We start from the raw sequence: 16,525 nt of genomic DNA on the forward strand, positions 1-16,525 counted from the left end.
GCTGCCGCCAGATAATTTCTGCACTGCGTCATATTAGTTCGCGGCCACGGGCAATGCAAAAAAAGCAGCGCCGCCCCCTCGTCCCTGAACCCCGGCTGGATCAGCTGCCGGCGGCCGCCAGTTCGCGGCGCACGAACTCCAGTTGCCCGCGATAAGTCCCGAGGCTCGGGTGCTCCGGCCCGGCCGCGGCCACTGCCGAGGCGAAGGCCTGTTCCGCCTCGGCCAGGCGGCCCATGCGCCGCAACAGGCGGCCGTGCGCAGAGTGAAAGCGGGCTGCCTGTTCGGGGAACTCCTCGACCGCTGCCCGGGCGCGCGCCTCGGCGGGCACCAGCAGGGTGCCGGTCGGCTCGCGGAAAGCCAGGTAGAGGTACTGGGCCACCGTGTCCGCGTCCATGCTGCCGCCGTAAACCTCGCCGATGTAGGCTTGCGCCGCCGCCTGCTGGCCCGTGGCCAGCAGGGCCCAGGCCTTGGCGTACATGTAGTCCTGGCGCCCCGTGCCCGCCGGGTACTGCCCGGCCCACTCCGCCAGTTCGCGGAGCACCCGGGCATGGTCATTCTCGATCCGCTGGGTCGGCTGCAGGATCGCGCGCAGGGAAATCTCCAGCCGCTGCTCCGGCGAGAGCTCGTCACGCAGCAGCAGGCTCTGGAACACCCGGCGGGCCGGATCGGCCTGGCCGGCCGCCAGGTAGGCCTGGGCCAGAGTCTCGAGCGCCGCGACGTCATTCTGCTCGCGCACGGCCGCCTGGGCCGCCATGATCCCGTCATACCCCGCCGCCGCCTGCCGCAACCGGTCCTCGTAATCGTCCGGGTAGCCGACGATGGCCGCGACCTGGCGCGCGTCCCCGAGGCGCTGGTCACCCGGCGCGGGCCGCAGCAACAGCGTCGTGGGCGTGCCGAGGAAGCCCAGGCCCTGGGCGGCCAGGAAGCTCGCGTCCGGCTCGTCGTAGCCGAGGATTTCCAGCACCTGCCAGTCGGCCGTCAGCGCGGCAATCCCCGCAGCCTGCGGATTCCGCAGCAGCTCGTTGTCGAGCTGGATACAGCCGGGGCACCAGTCCGGCTGGGTGATGACCACCATGATGTAGCTGTCGGCCGCCGTCGCCCGGGCCATCACGGCGCCGATGGTCTCGGGCGTCCATTCGGCGAACCGCACGGCCGCCGTCGCGGTCACGGAGGCAGTCAGGAGCAGTGACAAAACAAGCGCGCGCAGCACGGCAATTCCTCTTTTCGTCGAGCCTGGGGGCATAGCTTGAAAGACCGCGCCCCGCTCATGGCAGTTCCCGGGCCGGAACGGCATGATGGCCGGGTCCGGCCAGTCACGGCCCCGCCAGCGCTGCATCATGCCAGATCGGAAACCGCCTGAAACCCGCCTGCTCCTGTTCAACAAGCCCTACCGGGTGCTGAGCCAGTTCAGCCCGTCGGGCCATAAGGCGACGCTGGCCGATTTCATCGACGTCCCGGCGGTCTATCCCGCCGGCCGGCTCGACTACGACAGCGAGGGGCTCCTGCTGCTGACCGACGACGGCGCGCTGCAGGCCTGGCTCAGCCAGCCGCGCCAGCGCCAGTGGAAGACCTACTGGGTCCAGGTGGAGGGGCTTCCGCAGGAAGACGCGCTCGAGGCCCTGCGCCGCGGGGTCGCGCTGGCTGACGGCCCGACCCTGCCGGCGCGCGTCCGGCGCTTGGCGCCGCCGGCACTCTGGCCGCGCGACCCGCCGATCCGGGCCCGGCGCCACATCCCCGACAGCTGGCTCGAGCTGGCGATCCGCGAGGGGCGCAACCGGCAGGTCCGGCGCATGACCGCCGCCGTCGGCCATCCGACCCTGCGGCTGGTGCGGGTGGGCGTGGGCCCGTTTGGGCTGGAGGGGCTCGAGCCGGGCCAGTGGCGCGAGGCGCAGCCGCCGCCGGACTGGCTCAGCGGCCGCGCAGCTCCGCGATCCGCATCGCGAGCTCGAGGGCCTGCTCGTAGTTCAGCCGCGGATCGACCTGCGACAGGTAGGCGCGCTCGAGGTCGGCCTCGTTGAGCCCGCGGGCGCCGCCGATGCACTCGGTGACGTCGTCGCCGGTCAGCTCGAAGTGCACGCCGCCCAGGTAGCTGCCCATTTCCTCGTGGATGCGGAAAGCTTGCTCGACCTCGGAGAGGATGCGGTCGAAGCTGCGGGTCTTGATGCCGCTGGCCGTGGTCTCGGTGTTGCCGTGCATCGGGTCGCAGACCCAGAGCACCGTGGCGCCCTTGGCCTGCACGGCCTCGATCATGCGCGGCAGGTGCTCGGCGATGCTGCCCGACCCGAAGCGATGGATCAGGGTCAGGCGACCGGGCTCGTCGCGGGGGTTCAAGGCGTCGATCAGCGCCTCGAGCCACTCGTTGCTCATGCCCGCGCTGATCTTCACCGCGACCGGGTTGGCGATGCCGCGGAAATACTCCACGTGCGCGCCGTCCACCTGGGCCGTGCGCATCCCGATCCAGGGAAAATGCGTGGACAGGTTGTACCAGCGGCCCCAGCGCTGGATGAAGCGCGTCTGGGCCTGCTCATAGAGCAGGTGCAGCCCCTCGTGGGAGGCGTAGAAATCGATGCGCCGGGTCCGGGAAACCGGCTGGCCCGAGATGAACTCGAAGAAGTCCATCGAGTCCGTGATGCTCTTGATGATGCGCTTGTAAGCCTGCTCGAAAGGCGTTGCCGTGGCGAAGCCGATGTCCCAGTACTCGGGGTGATGCAGGTCGGCAAAGCCGCCCTCGGCGAGCGCGCGCACGAAGTTGAGGGTCAGGGCCGCCCGGTGGTAGCCCTCGAGCATCAGCTCCGGGTCGGGCGTGCGGTCCTCCGGCGTGAAGCCGACCCGGTTCACCAGGTCGCCGCGGTAACTCGGCAGCGTGACGCCGTCGCGGGTCTCGGTGTCGGCCGAGCGCGGCTTGGCGTACTGCCCAGCCATGCGGCCCACCCGGATCACCGGCCGCTTCAGGCTGTGCAGCAACACGACGCTCACCTGGAGCAGGATCTTCAGCTTGCGCGCGATCTGGTCGGAATTGCAGTCGCCGAAATTCTCGGCGCAGTCGCCGCCCTGGAGCAGGAAGGCCTCACCCCGTTGCGCCCGGGCGATCTGTTTCTGCAGCGCCTCGACCTCCCATGACACCACCAGCGGCGGCAGGCGGGAGAGCCGCTCGACCACGACCCGCAGCGCGGCGGCGTCGGGATAGGCGGGCTGCTGGGTGGCGCGCATGCCCTGCCAGCTGTCGGGGCGCCATTCGGGCCTGGCTGGATCTGCAATCATGCGGCAATCCTAACGGTTTTATGTCGCAGTGCAAAAGCCTCTTTCGGCACGGTACGGCTGGCGCCCCGCAGGCTGAGCCGCGATAATTGGAAACCTGCGCGAGCCCGCGCCCTGCCGCGGGCTCATTCGACACCCGGGTCCGGCCACGGCCGGCCCAGTCTGGGAGCCATACATGCATCGAGTTCTCGTTCTCGGGGCCGGCAAGATCGGGGCCCTGATTTCCGGCCTGCTGGCCGAATCAGGGGATTACCACATCGACCTGGCGGACGTCGACGCCGCCGCCGCCGCCGCCGTGGTGAAGGCGCACGGCCTGCCCAACGTCCGCGCCTTCGGCCTCGACGCCACCGACCGCGCCGCGCTGGAGGCCCACCTCGAGGCGCACCCGGCCGACGCCGTGATCTCCGGCCTGCCCTATTTCTGCAACGTGCCGGTGGCCGAGGCCTGCCGGGCGCACGGCATGCATTACTTCGACCTGACCGAGGACGTCGCCGTCACCGAGCAGGTGCGCACCATCGCCGACGGGGCCACGACCGCGTTCGCGCCGCAGTGCGGCCTGGCGCCGGGCTTCGTCAGCATCGCGGCCAACGAGCTCGCGCAGCATTTCCAGGAGCTGCGCACCGTCAAGCTGCGGGTGGGCGCCCTGCCCCAGCATCCCAACAACGTGCTGAAGTACTCGCTGACCTGGTCTACCGACGGCCTGATCAACGAGTACGGCAACATGTGCGAGGCCGTCGAAGACGGCGCGATCATCCGCGTGCTGCCGCTGGAGGGCCTGGAGGAGATCGAGATCGACGGCACCAGGTACGAGGCGTTCAACACCTCGGGCGGCCTCGGCTCGCTGGCGGACTCATGGCAGGGACGCGTGCGCAAGATGAACTACAAGACCATGCGCTATCCCGGCCATTGCAGCCAGATGCGGCTGCTGATGAACGGGCTGAAGCTGAACCACGACCGCGACACGCTCAAGCGGATCCTCGAGAACGCCGTGCCGCGCACGCTGCAGGACGTCGTAATCGTCTATGTCTCGGTCGTCGGGCGGCAGGACGGCGAGCTGCGCGAGGAGAACTACGTCAACAAGATCTATCCGCAGGTCATCGCGGGCCGGCTGTGGTCCGCCATCCAGGTCACGACGGCGGCGGGCGTCTGCGCCATCACCGACCTGGTGCTCAGCAACCCCGGGACACACCGGGGGTTCGTCACCCAGGAGAGTTTCAAGCTGAAGGACGTGCTCGATAACCGCTTCGGGCGCTACTACGCACACGGCGGCACCTACGAGGTGTCGGCCCGCATGATCGCGACTGGGGCCGTGGGCCACCAGCGCGCAAAGGGAGACTGAAGATGCACGAGATCCTGCAAAGCCTCGGCCTGGAGGACGAGAACTCCGGCGCCTGGGCGGGCGGCCGCGAACTCGCCGGCCAGGGCAAGACCATCGAATCCGTGAACCCCGCCACTGGCGAGCGGATCGCCGGCGTGCGCACCGCCTCGGCGGACGAGTACGAGGAAATCATCGGCGCCGCGCGCGAGGCGTTCCACCTGTGGCGCGCCATGCCCGCGCCGCACCGGGGCGAAGCGGTCCGGTTGTGCGCCGAAGCCCTGCGCCGCCACAAGGACGCCCTGGGCAGCCTGGTGAGCCTGGAGATGGGCAAGATCAAGGCCGAGGGCGACGGCGAAGTCCAGGAAATGATCGATATCGCCGACTTCGCCGTGGGCCAGTCGCGCATGCTCTATGGCCGCACCATGCACTCGGAGCGGCCCGGCCACCGGATGTACGAGCAATGGCACCCGCTCGGCGTCGTCGGCATCATCAGCGCCTTCAATTTCCCGGTCGCGGTCTGGAGCTGGAACGCTTTCATCGCCGCCGTCTGCGGCGACGTGTGCATCTGGAAGCCATCCCCCAAGACGCCGCTGTGCGCCATCGCCGTGCAGAAGATCTGCAACGAGGCGTTGCGCGCAGGTGACTTCCCGCCGATCTTCAACGTCTTCGTCGAGAGCGACGTCGCCCTGGCCGAGGCCTTCGTCGACGATCCGCGGGTCGACCTGGTGTCGTTCACCGGCTCCACGCCCGTGGGCCGGAAGGTGGGCGAGCGCGTGGCGGCGCGCATGGGCCGCTCGCTGCTCGAGCTGGGCGGCAACAACGCCATCATCGTCGACGAGAAGGCCAACCTGGAGCTGGCCGTCCCCGCGATCGTGTTCGGCGCCGTCGGCACGGCCGGGCAGCGCTGCACCTCGACGCGGCGCGTGCTGGTCCACTACAAGATGTTCGACGAGCTCGCGCACCGGCTGGTGTACGCCTACGAGCAGGTCAAGGTCGGCGATCCGCTGGATTCGGGCACCCTGATGGGGCCGCTGATCGACAGCGCCGCCGTCGTGCACTACGAGCGGGCGCTGGAACGCGTCATCGCCCGCGGCGGCCGGGTGCTGACCGGCGGCCACGTCATCGACCGCAAAGGTCACTTCGTCCAGCCGACCATCGTCAAGGCGAGCAACGAGTGGGACGTGGTGCAGGAAGAGACCTTCGCCCCGATCCTGTACCTGATTCCCTACCACCACTTCGACGAGGCGGTCGCGCTCAACAACTCGGTCCGCCAGGGCCTGTCTTCGGCCATCTTCACCGACGACCTGCAGGCGGCCGAGCGCTTCCTGGCGGCGACCGGCAGCGATTGCGGCATCGCCAACGTCAACATCGGCACCTCCGGGGCCGAGATCGGCGGCGCCTTCGGCGGCGAGAAGGAGACCGGGGGCGGCCGGGAGGCCGGCTCGGACGCGTGGAAGGCCTACATGCGGCGGCAGACCAACACCATCAACTTCAGCCACGAGCTGCCGCTCGCGCAGGGCATCAAGTTCGAGCTGGACTGATCAGTCGTCGGTGCGCTCGAAGCGGTTGCGGCCGCGATTCTTGCGCACATGGTCCCAGGGGAAGACCTGCCCGCTCATGGCGATCCAGACGCCGGGCGGGCAGGCCTGGACCGCCGCCACCGCCATGCCGATGTTGAACACCGCGTCGGAGGCCTGGAAGCGCGCCGGGCTGAGCGCACCGGTCATCACGATGGTCTTGCCGGGCACGTCGGCCAGGGCCCGCGCCGTGTCCACCATGGTGTCCGTGCCGTGGGTGACGATGACCCGCGACTCCTCGCGTACCTGCACCGCCGCCCGGATGGCGGCCCGGTCCGCATCGGTCAGCTGCAGGCTGTCCTTGCGCATCAGCGGCACGACCTCGAAATCGAACGTCACGCCGCCCTCGCGCAGGATCTTCCCGACCACGGTCTCGCCCACCTCGAAGCGGCTCATGTCGTCGAAATAGACCTTGTCGATGGTGCCGCCGGTGGTGAGGACGACGATCCGGTTGTCTGCCATGTCGATGCCGGGGGAGCGGGCGGGCGGCAAGTATATCGCCGCCCGGCATATGGCGCCCTCCCCGCCCTGTGGTTAACATGGAGAACATGAGAACTTTCCGCGCCATGGTGGCCTGCCTGCTGTTCCTGGTCGCGCTCGCAGCGCTCAGCCAGGCGGATGAAGGGGCGCGCACCGCCGGCACCGGCGGCCAGGCCGTGCTGCTCGAAATCATGGGCCCGATCGGCCCGGCGACCAGCAACTACGTGGTGCGCGGCATCGAACAGGGCGCCGCGGACAACGCCAGGCTGATCATCATCCAGATGGACACGCCAGGCGGCCTCGACACCGCCATGCGCGACATCATCAAGGCAATCCTCAGTTCTCCGGTCCCGGTAGTGAGCTGGGTGGCGCCGAGCGGCTCGCGGGCCGCCAGCGCCGGCACCTACATCCTGATGGCCAGCCACGTGGCGGCCATGGCGCCGGCGACCAACCTCGGCGCGGCGACCCCGGTGCCGGTCGGCGGTGGGCAGCAGCCCGCGGCTCCCGCCGAGCAGCCCGCGGCCGAGCCGGAAGCGTCCGGCGAGGAGTCCGCCGGCGAGGCGCCGCCCATGCAGGGCGGGCCGGAGGCCAAGGCCGTCAACGACGCGGTCGCCTACATCCGGGGCCTGGCCGAGCGGCGCGGCCGCAACGCGGACTGGGCCGAGAAAGCCGTGCGCGAATCGGCCAGCCTCACCGCCGAGCGCGCGGTCGAGGAAAACGTCATCGACTTCGTGGCCGCGGACATGGGCGAACTGCTGGCGGCACTGGACGGCCGGACCGTCTCCACCGAGCTCGGCGACATCCAGCTCGACACGGCGGGCCTGGCGGTGGAGCGCAAGGAACCGGACTGGCGGACCGAGCTGCTGGCCGTGATCACGAGCCCGACCGTCGCCTACATGCTGCTGCTGGCCGGCATCTACGGCCTGATCTTCGAGGGCTACAACCCGGGCGCCATCCTGCCCGGCGTGGTCGGCGCCATCTGCCTGCTGCTGGCCCTGTACGCCTTCCAGGTCCTGCCGGTGAACTATGCCGGGCTCGGGCTGATCGCGCTGGGCGTACTGTTGATGATCGGGGAGATCTTCGTGCCGAGCTTCGGCGCGCTCGGCATTGGCGGGCTCATTGCCTTCGTGGTCGGCTCGATCATCCTGATGGACACGGACGTGCCCGGCTTCGGCATCCCGATGGCGTTGATCGGCTCGGTCGCATTGCTGGGCGGCAGCGCCGTAATGGCGATCGTCTGGTTCGCGGTGCGTGCCCGCAACCGCCCCATCGTCAGCGGGCGCGAGGACATGCTGGGCGCGCCGGCCGTCGCCATGGCCGACTTCAGCGGCACGGGCCAGGTGCGGGTGCACGGCGAGATCTGGAACGCCCATGCGGCGCAGCCGGTACACCAGGGCGCGCCGCTGCGGGTCACCGGCATGAAGGGGCTGGTCCTGGAAGTCGAGCCCGACGAAACCAAGGAGAACTGACATGTTCGAGTATTTCGGCACCCTGCTCATCGCCGGTATCGCGCTGGTCCTCTTGAGCGCGATCAAGATCCTGAAGGAATACGAGCGCGGCGTCATTTTCCAGCTGGGCCGGTTCTACAAGGTAAAAGGGCCCGGCCTGATCATCGTGATCCCGGTGATCCAGCAGATGGTGAAAACCGACCTGCGCATCGTGGTCATGGACGTGCCCACGCAGGACGTGATCTCCCAGGACAACGTCTCCGTCAAGGTCAACGCGGTGGTCTATTTCCGCATCGTCGATCCGGAGCGGGCCATCATCCAGGTGGAGAATGTCTTCGACGCCACCAGCCAGCTGGCCCAGACGACCCTGCGCTCGGTCCTCGGCAAGCACGACCTCGACGAGATGCTGTCGGAACGCGACAAGCTCAACACGGATATCCAGGCGATCCTCGACCAGCAGACGGACAACTGGGGCATCAAGGTCACCAACGTGGAAATCAAGCACGTGGACCTGGAACCCAGCATGGTGCGCGCGATTGCCCAGCAGGCGGAAGCCGAGCGGGCGCGACGCGCCAAGGTCATTCACGCCGAGGGCGAGATGCAGGCCTCCCAGAAGCTGCTGGAGGCCGCCCAGAAACTGTCCCGCGAGCCGCAGGCCATGCAGCTCCGTTACCTGCAGACGCTGGCCCAGGTGGCCGGCGAAAAGACCAACACCATCGTCTTCCCGTTGCCGCTCGACCTGGTGGCGCCGTTGCTGCAGCGACTCCCGACCAAGCCGGGCGAGCCCGGCGCGCCGGACGGCGGGGACGCCTAGGCCGCGTCCAGCCAGGCCACCGAGAACGCGCCGGGACCCAGCCGGGCCCCGGCGCTGGCGCTCATGACCGAGAGGTGCAGGTCGAGCCGGGCACTGGCCGCCGCGGCCTCGAGTTCCTGGTAGGCCGCCATCTGGCGCACCAGGCGCGGGTCGCCGCCGATGCTCAGCACCAGGGTCGGCGTGCCCAACCCGCGCGCGACCGCCTCCCTGGCCTGCCCGAGCGCCAGCGCGCAGGCTGCGCCGAAGCCCCGCGGACGCGCCACGACCTGTTGCACGCCGCCCCTGAGCTCGATCACGGGGCGCACGCCGAACGCTACCGCCAGCAGGTGGTCGCCCCGACCCAGGCCGCCGCCACGCCCGTCCAGGCCGCGGCGGCGGAGATACCAGGGATCTCCGGGGACCAGCAGGCAGTGCAAGCGACCCAGGTCGTCACGCAGCGTGCCCCGGATCTTCTCGAAGCCGAGGCCGCCCTCCTCCAGCAGCTGGACCGCCCGGGCCAGGGCGATGCCTTCGCCGGCAGCGAGCGTGCGCGTGTCCAGCACTCGCAGCGCGAAGTTGCCCGCGCGCTCCGCCTCGTCGCGCCGCTCCCGGTACGCCTGCAGGATGCCGTACGACGCCTCGGTGGCGTGCGCGTGCACCTGGCTCAACTCGTCCGCCGCGGTCAGCACCAGTACCCGGTCGTAATCCAGCACCAACTCCTGCAGGAAGATATCGCGGATTGCGCCGGCGCTGGCGGCGTTCACCCGGGCCGGCACCGAGCGGTCCGCGATGAACCGCCGGTAGAGCAGCATGGTCTGCTCCGGGTCCCGTTCATCGAGCCAGGTCCGGCCGCCGAGGTCCAGCACATTCGGCAATACCCGCACGCCGTGCTGTTCGAGACAGGCGTCCGGCAGGTCACAGCTGGCGTCGACGACGAATCCGATGCGCATCAAGAGCTTCGACTTGCGGGCCTGCGGGGATTGTCAGGGCCACGCCGGACGGGCGTCAATGCGCGGCCTGGAGTCCCGCCTGCAGCTCGCGGCACCGTTGCCACTGCGCCTCCAGCCGCGCGTGCGAGACCTTGTCCCGCGCGCCCAGCGCCTGGGCGAAGAGCTGGACCCGGTATTCCTCCACCAGCCACCGGTAGCGTTGGAAGGCGTCTGCCGCCTCGGCCGAAGCCCAGCGGGTCTCCGCCTGCCCGGCCAGCCGCTCACGATGCGGCTTGAGGTCGAGCACCTGGCGCGCCTCGCCCTTGCCCAGGGCCAGGCGGTCCATGCGCATCAGGATGCCCCGCAGGTAACGCGGCAGTTCGACGAGCCGCTCCGGCGGGGTGGCCGCGAGGAAGCCCGGACAGACCAGGGCGGTGAGCTGCGCCTCGATATCGGCCGCGGCCTCGCGCGCCCCGGGGCCGGTCAGCCCCTGCGCCAGCCGGCGCCGGCATTCGTCGTGAAGTTCCAGGGTTTCCGTCGCCAGCGCCAGCAGCTGCTCGGCGTCCGGCATGAGCCGCGCGCGGCCCTGGTCCAGGCAGGCCCGGAACCCGGCCTCGTCCCGGGGCAGCTCGCTGCCCGCGGGCAGGAACACGCGACTGAAAGCGGCGCTGACCAGGTCCTCGGCGAGGTCCTCGCCCCGCGCCAGGTCGCGGCCGCGCAGGATCAGGCGGCGGTCGCCGCGGGCGCGCTTGAGCAGCTCGCGATGCTGCTGCGGCAGCGCCAGCATGAGGAGGCGCAGCACGCCGCCGCGATGAGCCGCGGCCGCCGCCGCGGCGGTGGGATACAGCCGGCACGAAACCGCATTGCCGTCGTCCTGCAAACCCGGGAAGAGGCGCTGCACGGTCTGCCCGCGCCGCACGCTGGCCTCGGGCGGCATCGGCCCGAAACTCCACTGGCGGAGCCCCTCGCCGGTCCAGCCGCTGCCGCCCGCATCCGCCACCGGCCCCGAGCCGGTGCCGAAGCGGCGCTGCAGCGCCCCCAGGTCGCGTGAGACGCCGAGCACGTCCCCGTCCGTCCCGACGACCTCGAGCCGAAACTTCAGCCAGGGCTCCAGGTCGAGATCCCGCCAGGTCTCCGGCGCCACCTCGAGCCCGGCGTCGCGCCGCAGGGCTTCGGCCAGCGCCGCCCGCAGCAGGCCTTGGCCGGGTTGCAGCAGGGCGAGACAACTCCGCGCATGGTCGGGGATGGGCACGATCCGCCGGCGCGCGGCCTTGGGCAGGGCCCGCAGCATGGCGATGATCTTGTCTTCGAGCCAGCCGGGCACGAGCCAGTCGAGCTGCGCCTCCTCCAGCAGCGCCAGCAGGTGACGGGGCACCTGCACGGTAACGCCGTCGTCCTCCGCCGCCGGGTCGAAGCGATAGCGCAGCGGCAGGCGATTGCCGTCGACCTCCAGCACGTCCGGGTAGTCCCCCGGCGCCGGCAGGGGCGCGCCGCTCAACAGGTCCTTCAGCGTCATGTAGAGCAGGCGGGGCTCGGCCCGCTCGGCCCGCTTGCGCCAGCGCTCGAAGGCCGGGGCAGAGCTGATCTCGCCCGGCACCCGGGCGGCGTAGAACGCGACGAGCGCCGGCTCCCCGGCGAGCAGCTCACGCCGGCGGAGCTTTGCTTCCATGGCCTGCACCTCGGCGCGCAAGGCCTCGTTGTGCGCCAGGAAGTCACCGCGGGTGCGAATGGCACCCGCCGCCAGCGCGTCGCGCAGGAACACCGCCCGCGCCCCGGCGGGATCGACGCGGGCGAAGTCGACCCGGCGACTGGCCGCCAGGACCAGGCCATAGAGCGACACCTGCTCGCGTGCGGCGACGAAGCCCCGCGCTTCCTGCCAGTGCGGATCGGACCAGCTCCGGCGCACGAGATGCGACCCCGCGGACTCGATCCAGGCCGGCTCGACCGCCGCCGCCGTCCGGCCCCACACGCGGCCGGTCTCCACCAGCGCCGCCGCCACGACCCAGCGCGGCGGCTTGGCCGCGAGGCTGGAATCCGGGAACAGGCGGAAGCGGAGATTGCGCGGGCCCTGGTACTCGCCCCGCTCGTCCAGCTGGCCGATATGGGACAGCATGCCGCTGAGGATGGCCCGGTGCACGGCGGCGTAGTCGGCGGGGACCTCGTTGCGCCGCAGGCCCATCTGGCCGGTGAGCTCCTGCAGCTGGCGGTGCACGTCCTGCCATTCGCGCAGCCGCAGGAACGACAGGAAGTGCTCCCGCGCCCAGCGCCGCTGTGCGCTGCCGGAATCGTGGCGGCGCCGCTCCTGCCATGCCTCCCAGAGCCTGACCAGCGTGAGAAAGTCCGAGCGCGGGTCGCGCCAGGCCGCATGCCGCTCATCGGCAGCGGCGGCCGCCTCCGCCGGGCGTTCGCGGGGATCCTGGATCGACAGGCCGGCGGCGATTACCAGCACTTCGGTCAGGCAGCCCAGCCGGCCCGCCTCCAGCAGCATCCGGCCCAGCCTGGGATCGACCGGCAGGCGGGCCAGGCGCCGGCCGAGCGGGGTCACGCGGCGCTGCTCGTCGACGGCGCCCAGCTCCCGCAGCAGGCGGTAGCCGTCGTTGACGAAGCGCCGGTCGGGCGGGTCGAGGAACGGGAACTCGCTGATGCTGCCGAGCCCCAGCGTCTCCATCTGCAGGATGACGCTGGCGAGGTTGGTGCGCCGGATCTCCGGGTCGGTGTATTCCGGGCGCGCCTCGTGGTCGTCTTCCGCGTAAAGGCGGATGCAGACGCCTTCGGCCTCGCGCCCACAGCGCCCGCGGCGCTGCCAGGCGCTGGCCTGAGAGATCGGCTCGACCTGCAACCGCTGGATCTTGGAGCGGTAGCTGTAGCGGCTGATCCGGGCCAGTCCCGAGTCGATCACGGCGCGGATGCCCGGCACCGTCAGCGACGTCTCCGCGACGTTGGTCGCGAGCACGATCCGGCGCCGCCCGTGCGGCTGGAACACCTTGTCCTGCTCGGCGGCGGACAGGCGCCCGTACAGCGGCAGCACCTCGGTGCCGGGGGGATGATGCTTGCGCAGGGCCTCCGCGGTCTCGCGAATCTCGCGTTCGCCGGGCAGGAAGACCAGGACGTCGCCGGCGATCCCGCCCGCCGCGGGCGCCGCGCCGAGTTCGTCGACGGCCGCCACCACGGCGTCCTGGATGCGACCCTCTTCCGGGTCCGCCGGCGGACGATAGCGCACTTCCACCGGGAAAGTGGTCCCGCTGACCTCGATCACCGGCGCCCCGCCGAAATGCTCGGCGAAGCGGCGCGGCTCGATGGTCGCCGAGGTGATCACGACTTTCAGGTCCGGCCGGCGCGGCAACAACTGCTTCAGGTAGCCCAGCAGGAAGTCGATATTGAGACTGCGCTCGTGCGCCTCGTCGATGATCAGCGTGTCGTAGCGGCGCAGCAATGGATCGCCGCGAGTCTCCGCCAGCAGGATCCCGTCGGTCATCAGTTTCACGCGGCAATCGGGACCCGTCCGGTCGGTGAACCGGACCTGCCAGCCCACCAGGGCCGGGCCGGCCGGGCCCAGCTCCGACGCCAGCCGCGCGGCCACCGCCCGGGCGGCGATGCGGCGGGGCTGCGTGTGGCCGATCATGCCCGCGCGGCCACGGCCTCCCGCGAGGCAGATCTTCGGCAGCTGGGTGGTCTTGCCCGAGCCCGTGGCGCCGCAGACCACGACCACCTGGCGCTTCTCGAGCGCCGCCGCGATGCGCTCGCGCTCGGCCGAGACCGGCAGCTCCGGCGGGAATTCCAGGCGCGGGACCAGGCCCCCGGCGCCGCCTTCAGCGCCCAGCTTCCGCCTCCTTCACGTCCTCCCAGAACCGCTCCAGGGTGGCGGCATCGACAGCGTCGGGCGTGAGTCCCGCGGCCGCCAGTCGGGCCTCGACGGCGCGGAATCGCCGTTCGAACTTGGCCGCCGCGCGGCGCAGGGCGCCCTCGGCATCGACCTGGAGATGCCTGGCCAGGTTGGTCATGGTGAACAGCAGGTCGCCGAGTTCCTCTTCGACGGCCGCGGTCCCCCGGTCGGCCGCGCCCATGGCTTCGGCCAGCTCCGCCCGCTCCTCGTCGAGCTTGGCCAGCACGGCGGCGGCGTCAGGCCAGTCGAAACCGACGCGAGCGGCGCGGCGGCCGAGCTTCTGGGCTCGCGCCAGGGCCGGGAGGCCGACCGGGATATCGTCCAGCGCGCCCCTGCGCCGCCCGGCGCGTTCGCGCGCCTTGTGCGCTTCCCAGGCCTCGGTCTGGGCCGCGGCGTCGGCCACCTGGGCGTCGCCGAAGACGTGCGGGTGGCGCCGTTTCATCTTGTCGACCAGGCCGGCGGCCACGGCGGCGAAATCGAAGGCGCCCTGCTCTTCCGCCAGGCGGGCGTGGAACACGACCTGGAACAGCAGGTCTCCGAGTTCGTCGCGCAGGTCGCCGAGATCGCCCCGCTCGATCGCGTCCGCCACCTCGTAGGCTTCCTCGATGGTGTACGGCGCAATGGTCGAGAAGTCCTGCTCCAGGTCCCAGGGACAGCCGCGCTCGGGATCTCGCAGCCGGGCCATCACCGCCAGCAGTTCCTGCATCGCGGTCATGCGCCGCGCTCCCGGAGGATGTCGCGGAAATTGACCAGCATGGCGGCCGTGGCGCCCCAGATCAGGTGCTCGCCCCAGGGCATCTCGAAAAACGGGAGCCGGACGCCCATGAAACGCTTGTGCCGCAGCTGCATGCCGCCTTCCGCCAGCAGCGCATCGAGCGGGACCTCGAAGGCTTCGCTCACCTCCTTGGCATCCGGCACCGGCTGGAACGACGGCGCGACGAAACCGACCACCGGCGTCACCGAGTAACCCGTGATGGTCATGTAGTTGGGCAGGTAACCGGCCGGGTTCACCAGCGCCGGGTCGAGGCCGATCTCCTCCCGCGCCTCGCGCAGCGCGGCGGCCAGCGGACCGGCATCCCCCGGGTCGAGGCGGCCGCCCGGAAAACTGACCTGCCCGGCATGGTGGCGCAGGTCGGCCGCCCGGACCGTGAACAGCACCGTCAGCCCGGCGGGCCGCTCGATGATGGGCACCAGTACGGCCGCCGGCACCAGCTGCCGCGGCCGCAGGCGCTCCAGCGCCGGCGGCAGGTCGCCCGGCACGCCCGGGATGCGGTAGTGCTCCGGCGGCGCCGGGCAGGTATCGGCAAGGCACCGGGCGATCAGTTCCCTCACTTGCGGATGCCGCCCTCCGTGAGGCCGGCAGGATCCAGCAGCCGGGCGAGTTCGTCCTCGCCCAGGTCGGTCATTTCCAGCGCCACCTCGCGGATCGGCCGCCCTTCGGCGTAGGCCTTCTTCGCCGTGGCGGCGCCGAGCTCGTAGCCGATCACCGGGTTCAGCGCGGTGACGAGAATCGGGTTGCGCTCGAGCGCGGCGCGCAGGTTGTCCTCGTTGACCGTGAAACCGGCGATGGCGCGGTCCGCCAGCACCCGCGCGACCGCAGCCAGCAGCCCGATGCTGTCGAGCAGGCGGTCGGCGATGACCGGCAGCATGACGTTGAGCTGGAAGCTGCCGGACTGGCCGGCCACCGTGATGGTGGCGTCGTTGCCGATCACCTGGGCGGCGACCATGGCGGTTGCCTCCGGGATCACCGGGTTGACCTTGCCAGGCATGATGCTCGACCCCGGCTGCAGGGCCGGCAGCGCGATCTCGCCCAGGCCGGCCAGCGGGCCGCTGTTCATCCAGCGCAGGTCATTGGCGATCTTCATCAGGCTGACGGCGACCGTTTTCAGCTGGCCCGACAGTTCCACCGCCGTGTCCTGGCAGCTCAGGCTCTCGAAATAATCCTCGCTCGGCCGGAAGTCGATGCCCGTGCGCCCGGCGAGCTGGGCCGCGAACCGCGTCCCGAAGTCGGGGTGCGCGTTGATGCCGGTGCCGACCGCGGTTCCGCCCTGGGCGAGTCCGGTCAGCCGCGGCAGCGTGGCGCGCACCCGCGCGATTCCGCCGCGCACCTGGGCCGCCCAGGCGCCCAGCTCCTGGTCCAGCCTTACGGGCATGGCATCCATCAGGTGGGTGCGCCCGGTCTTGACGATGCTGCGGCAGGCCTGCGCCTTGCTGCTGATGGTGGCGGCCAGATGGTCCAGCGCCGGGACGAGTTCACGCTCCACGGCCAGCGCCGCGCTGACATGAATCGCGGTGGGAATCACGTCGTTGCTGCTCTGGCCCATGTTCACATGGTCATTGGGATGCACCGGCGTGCCTGCCCCCCGGGTGGCCAGCGTGGCGATCACCTCGTTGGCATTCATGTTGGTACTGGTCCCCGAGCCCGTCTGGAAGACGTCGACCGGGAACTGGGCATCGTGCCGGCCCGCCACGACCTCGTCCGCCGCCGCGCGGATCGCCGCCGCCAGCGACGCCTCCAGCAGTCCCAGTTCCTCGTTGGCGCCGGCCGCCGCCCACTTCACCAGGCCGACCGCGGCAATGAAGCCGGAGGGCATGGGGCGCCCGCTGATGGGGAAGTTCTCGACGGCCCGTTGCGTCTGTGCGCCCCACAGGGCGTCGACCGGGACCCTGAGCTCGCCCATGCTGTCTTTTTCGATCCGATAGTCCTGCGCGCTCATGCGCTTCCTCCAGGCTGAGATAACGAGTTAATAACGCCGCATATTTACTTGATTTAAAATGGTTTAGTTCCGCCCTAAAGTGCCTGCCCAGAGACCCATTCAGGCCGGAGCTGACCATGCGG

Annotated in this window: 13 protein-coding genes; 5 read left to right on the top strand and 8 right to left on the bottom strand. The window is 70.6% G+C overall.

The window, feature by feature from the left end; all coding sequences use genetic code 11:
- Positions 1 to 100 precede the first annotated feature (100 nt).
- Complete coding sequence (locus tag G6N75_RS14570) at positions 101 to 1,210, bottom strand: hypothetical protein (protein ID WP_165349074.1); 1,110 nt, start codon at positions 1,208 to 1,210, stop codon at positions 101 to 103.
- A 127-nt stretch (positions 1,211 to 1,337) separates the two neighbouring features.
- On the opposite strand from G6N75_RS14570, the gene G6N75_RS14575 reads away from it, so the two are divergent.
- Positions 1,338 to 2,018, top strand: coding sequence for a pseudouridine synthase (locus G6N75_RS14575; RefSeq protein ID WP_206203140.1), 681 nt, complete (start codon positions 1,338 to 1,340; stop codon positions 2,016 to 2,018).
- Here the strand turns inward: G6N75_RS14575 and G6N75_RS14580 are convergent.
- The gene (locus G6N75_RS14580) at positions 1,909 to 3,261 is read right to left on the bottom strand and encodes a 3-deoxy-7-phosphoheptulonate synthase class II (RefSeq protein WP_165349076.1); all 1,353 of its coding nucleotides are present in this window, start codon (positions 3,259 to 3,261) and stop codon (positions 1,909 to 1,911) included. The genes G6N75_RS14575 and G6N75_RS14580 overlap by 110 nt on opposite strands.
- 172 nt (positions 3,262 to 3,433) lie before the next feature.
- Between G6N75_RS14580 and G6N75_RS14585 the strand changes: the two genes are divergently transcribed.
- Together G6N75_RS14585 and G6N75_RS14590 are read left to right on the top strand one after the other, a co-directional pair.
- A complete protein-coding gene (locus tag G6N75_RS14585) occupies positions 3,434 to 4,597 on the top strand; it encodes a saccharopine dehydrogenase NADP-binding domain-containing protein (protein WP_165349077.1) in 1,164 nt (387 codons plus the stop codon).
- Between the two features lie 2 nt (positions 4,598 to 4,599).
- Positions 4,600 to 6,117, top strand: a complete 1,518-nt coding sequence (locus G6N75_RS14590) for an aldehyde dehydrogenase family protein (RefSeq protein WP_165349078.1) — start codon at positions 4,600 to 4,602, stop codon at positions 6,115 to 6,117.
- On the opposite strand, the gene G6N75_RS14595 is transcribed toward G6N75_RS14590, so the two are convergent.
- The gene (locus G6N75_RS14595; protein ID WP_165349079.1) at positions 6,118 to 6,615 is read right to left on the bottom strand and encodes an asparaginase domain-containing protein; all 498 of its coding nucleotides are present in this window, start codon (positions 6,613 to 6,615) and stop codon (positions 6,118 to 6,120) included.
- 86 nt (positions 6,616 to 6,701) lie between these two features.
- On the opposite strand from G6N75_RS14595, the gene G6N75_RS14600 reads away from it, so the two are divergent.
- Both G6N75_RS14600 and G6N75_RS14605 read left to right on the top strand, forming a co-directional pair.
- Positions 6,702 to 8,102 carry a nodulation protein NfeD gene (locus G6N75_RS14600; RefSeq protein WP_165349080.1) on the top strand — a complete coding sequence of 467 codons (1,401 nt, stop codon included), beginning with the start codon at positions 6,702 to 6,704 and terminating at the stop codon, positions 8,100 to 8,102.
- A gap of 1 nt (position 8,103) precedes the next feature.
- Positions 8,104 to 8,895, top strand: a complete 792-nt coding sequence (locus G6N75_RS14605; RefSeq protein WP_165349081.1) for a slipin family protein — start codon at positions 8,104 to 8,106, stop codon at positions 8,893 to 8,895.
- On the opposite strand, the gene G6N75_RS14610 is transcribed toward G6N75_RS14605, so the two are convergent.
- Genes G6N75_RS14610 through G6N75_RS14630 form a run of 5 tightly spaced genes read right to left on the bottom strand, consistent with a single transcriptional unit; the run spans position 8,892 to position 16,403 of the window.
- Positions 8,892 to 9,824, bottom strand: a complete 933-nt coding sequence (locus G6N75_RS14610) for a DegV family protein (protein WP_165349082.1) — start codon at positions 9,822 to 9,824, stop codon at positions 8,892 to 8,894. The genes G6N75_RS14605 and G6N75_RS14610 overlap by 4 nt on opposite strands.
- Positions 9,825 to 9,879: 55 nt before the next feature.
- A complete protein-coding gene (hrpA, locus tag G6N75_RS14615; RefSeq protein WP_165349190.1) occupies positions 9,880 to 13,623 on the bottom strand; it encodes an ATP-dependent RNA helicase HrpA in 3,744 nt (1,247 codons plus the stop codon).
- Positions 13,613 to 14,401: a nucleoside triphosphate pyrophosphohydrolase gene (gene mazG, locus G6N75_RS14620; protein ID WP_165349083.1), complete on the bottom strand. Its 789-nt coding sequence runs from the start codon at positions 14,399 to 14,401 to the stop codon at positions 13,613 to 13,615. The genes hrpA and mazG overlap by 11 nt, the downstream gene beginning before the upstream one ends.
- Complete coding sequence (locus G6N75_RS14625; RefSeq protein ID WP_165349084.1) at positions 14,398 to 15,018, bottom strand: CoA pyrophosphatase; 621 nt, start codon at positions 15,016 to 15,018, stop codon at positions 14,398 to 14,400. The genes mazG and G6N75_RS14625 overlap by 4 nt, the downstream gene beginning before the upstream one ends.
- On the bottom strand, positions 15,015 to 16,403 hold the full coding sequence (locus G6N75_RS14630) for a class II fumarate hydratase (protein ID WP_165349085.1): 1,389 nt from the start codon (positions 16,401 to 16,403) through the stop codon (positions 15,015 to 15,017). The genes G6N75_RS14625 and G6N75_RS14630 overlap by 4 nt, the downstream gene beginning before the upstream one ends.
- Positions 16,404 to 16,525: the final 122 nt, after the last annotated feature.

Source organism: Thioalkalivibrio sp. XN8, assembly GCF_011058255.1.
In the GTDB taxonomy this organism is placed as follows: Bacteria; Pseudomonadota; Gammaproteobacteria; order Steroidobacterales; family XN24; genus XN24.

What these genes read in the sequence shown, in the direction of transcription:
- G6N75_RS14575 (WP_206203140.1), top strand. Translation starts at nt 1,338, where the DNA reads ATGCCAGATCGGAAACCGCCTGAAACCCGCCTGCTCCTGTTCAACAAG.
- G6N75_RS14580 (WP_165349076.1), bottom strand. Translation starts at nt 3,261, where the DNA reads ATGATTGCAGATCCAGCCAGGCCCGAATGGCGCCCCGACAGCTGGCAG.
- G6N75_RS14585 (WP_165349077.1), top strand. Translation starts at nt 3,434, where the DNA reads ATGCATCGAGTTCTCGTTCTCGGGGCCGGCAAGATCGGGGCCCTGATT.
- G6N75_RS14590 (WP_165349078.1), top strand. Translation starts at nt 4,600, where the DNA reads ATGCACGAGATCCTGCAAAGCCTCGGCCTGGAGGACGAGAACTCCGGC.
- G6N75_RS14595 (WP_165349079.1), bottom strand. Translation starts at nt 6,615, where the DNA reads ATGGCAGACAACCGGATCGTCGTCCTCACCACCGGCGGCACCATCGAC.
- G6N75_RS14600 (WP_165349080.1), top strand. Translation starts at nt 6,702, where the DNA reads ATGAGAACTTTCCGCGCCATGGTGGCCTGCCTGCTGTTCCTGGTCGCG.
- G6N75_RS14605 (WP_165349081.1), top strand. Translation starts at nt 8,104, where the DNA reads ATGTTCGAGTATTTCGGCACCCTGCTCATCGCCGGTATCGCGCTGGTC.
- G6N75_RS14610 (WP_165349082.1), bottom strand. Translation starts at nt 9,824, where the DNA reads ATGCGCATCGGATTCGTCGTCGACGCCAGCTGTGACCTGCCGGACGCC.
- mazG (WP_165349083.1), bottom strand. Translation starts at nt 14,401, where the DNA reads ATGACCGCGATGCAGGAACTGCTGGCGGTGATGGCCCGGCTGCGAGAT.
- G6N75_RS14630 (WP_165349085.1), bottom strand. Translation starts at nt 16,403, where the DNA reads ATGAGCGCGCAGGACTATCGGATCGAAAAAGACAGCATGGGCGAGCTC.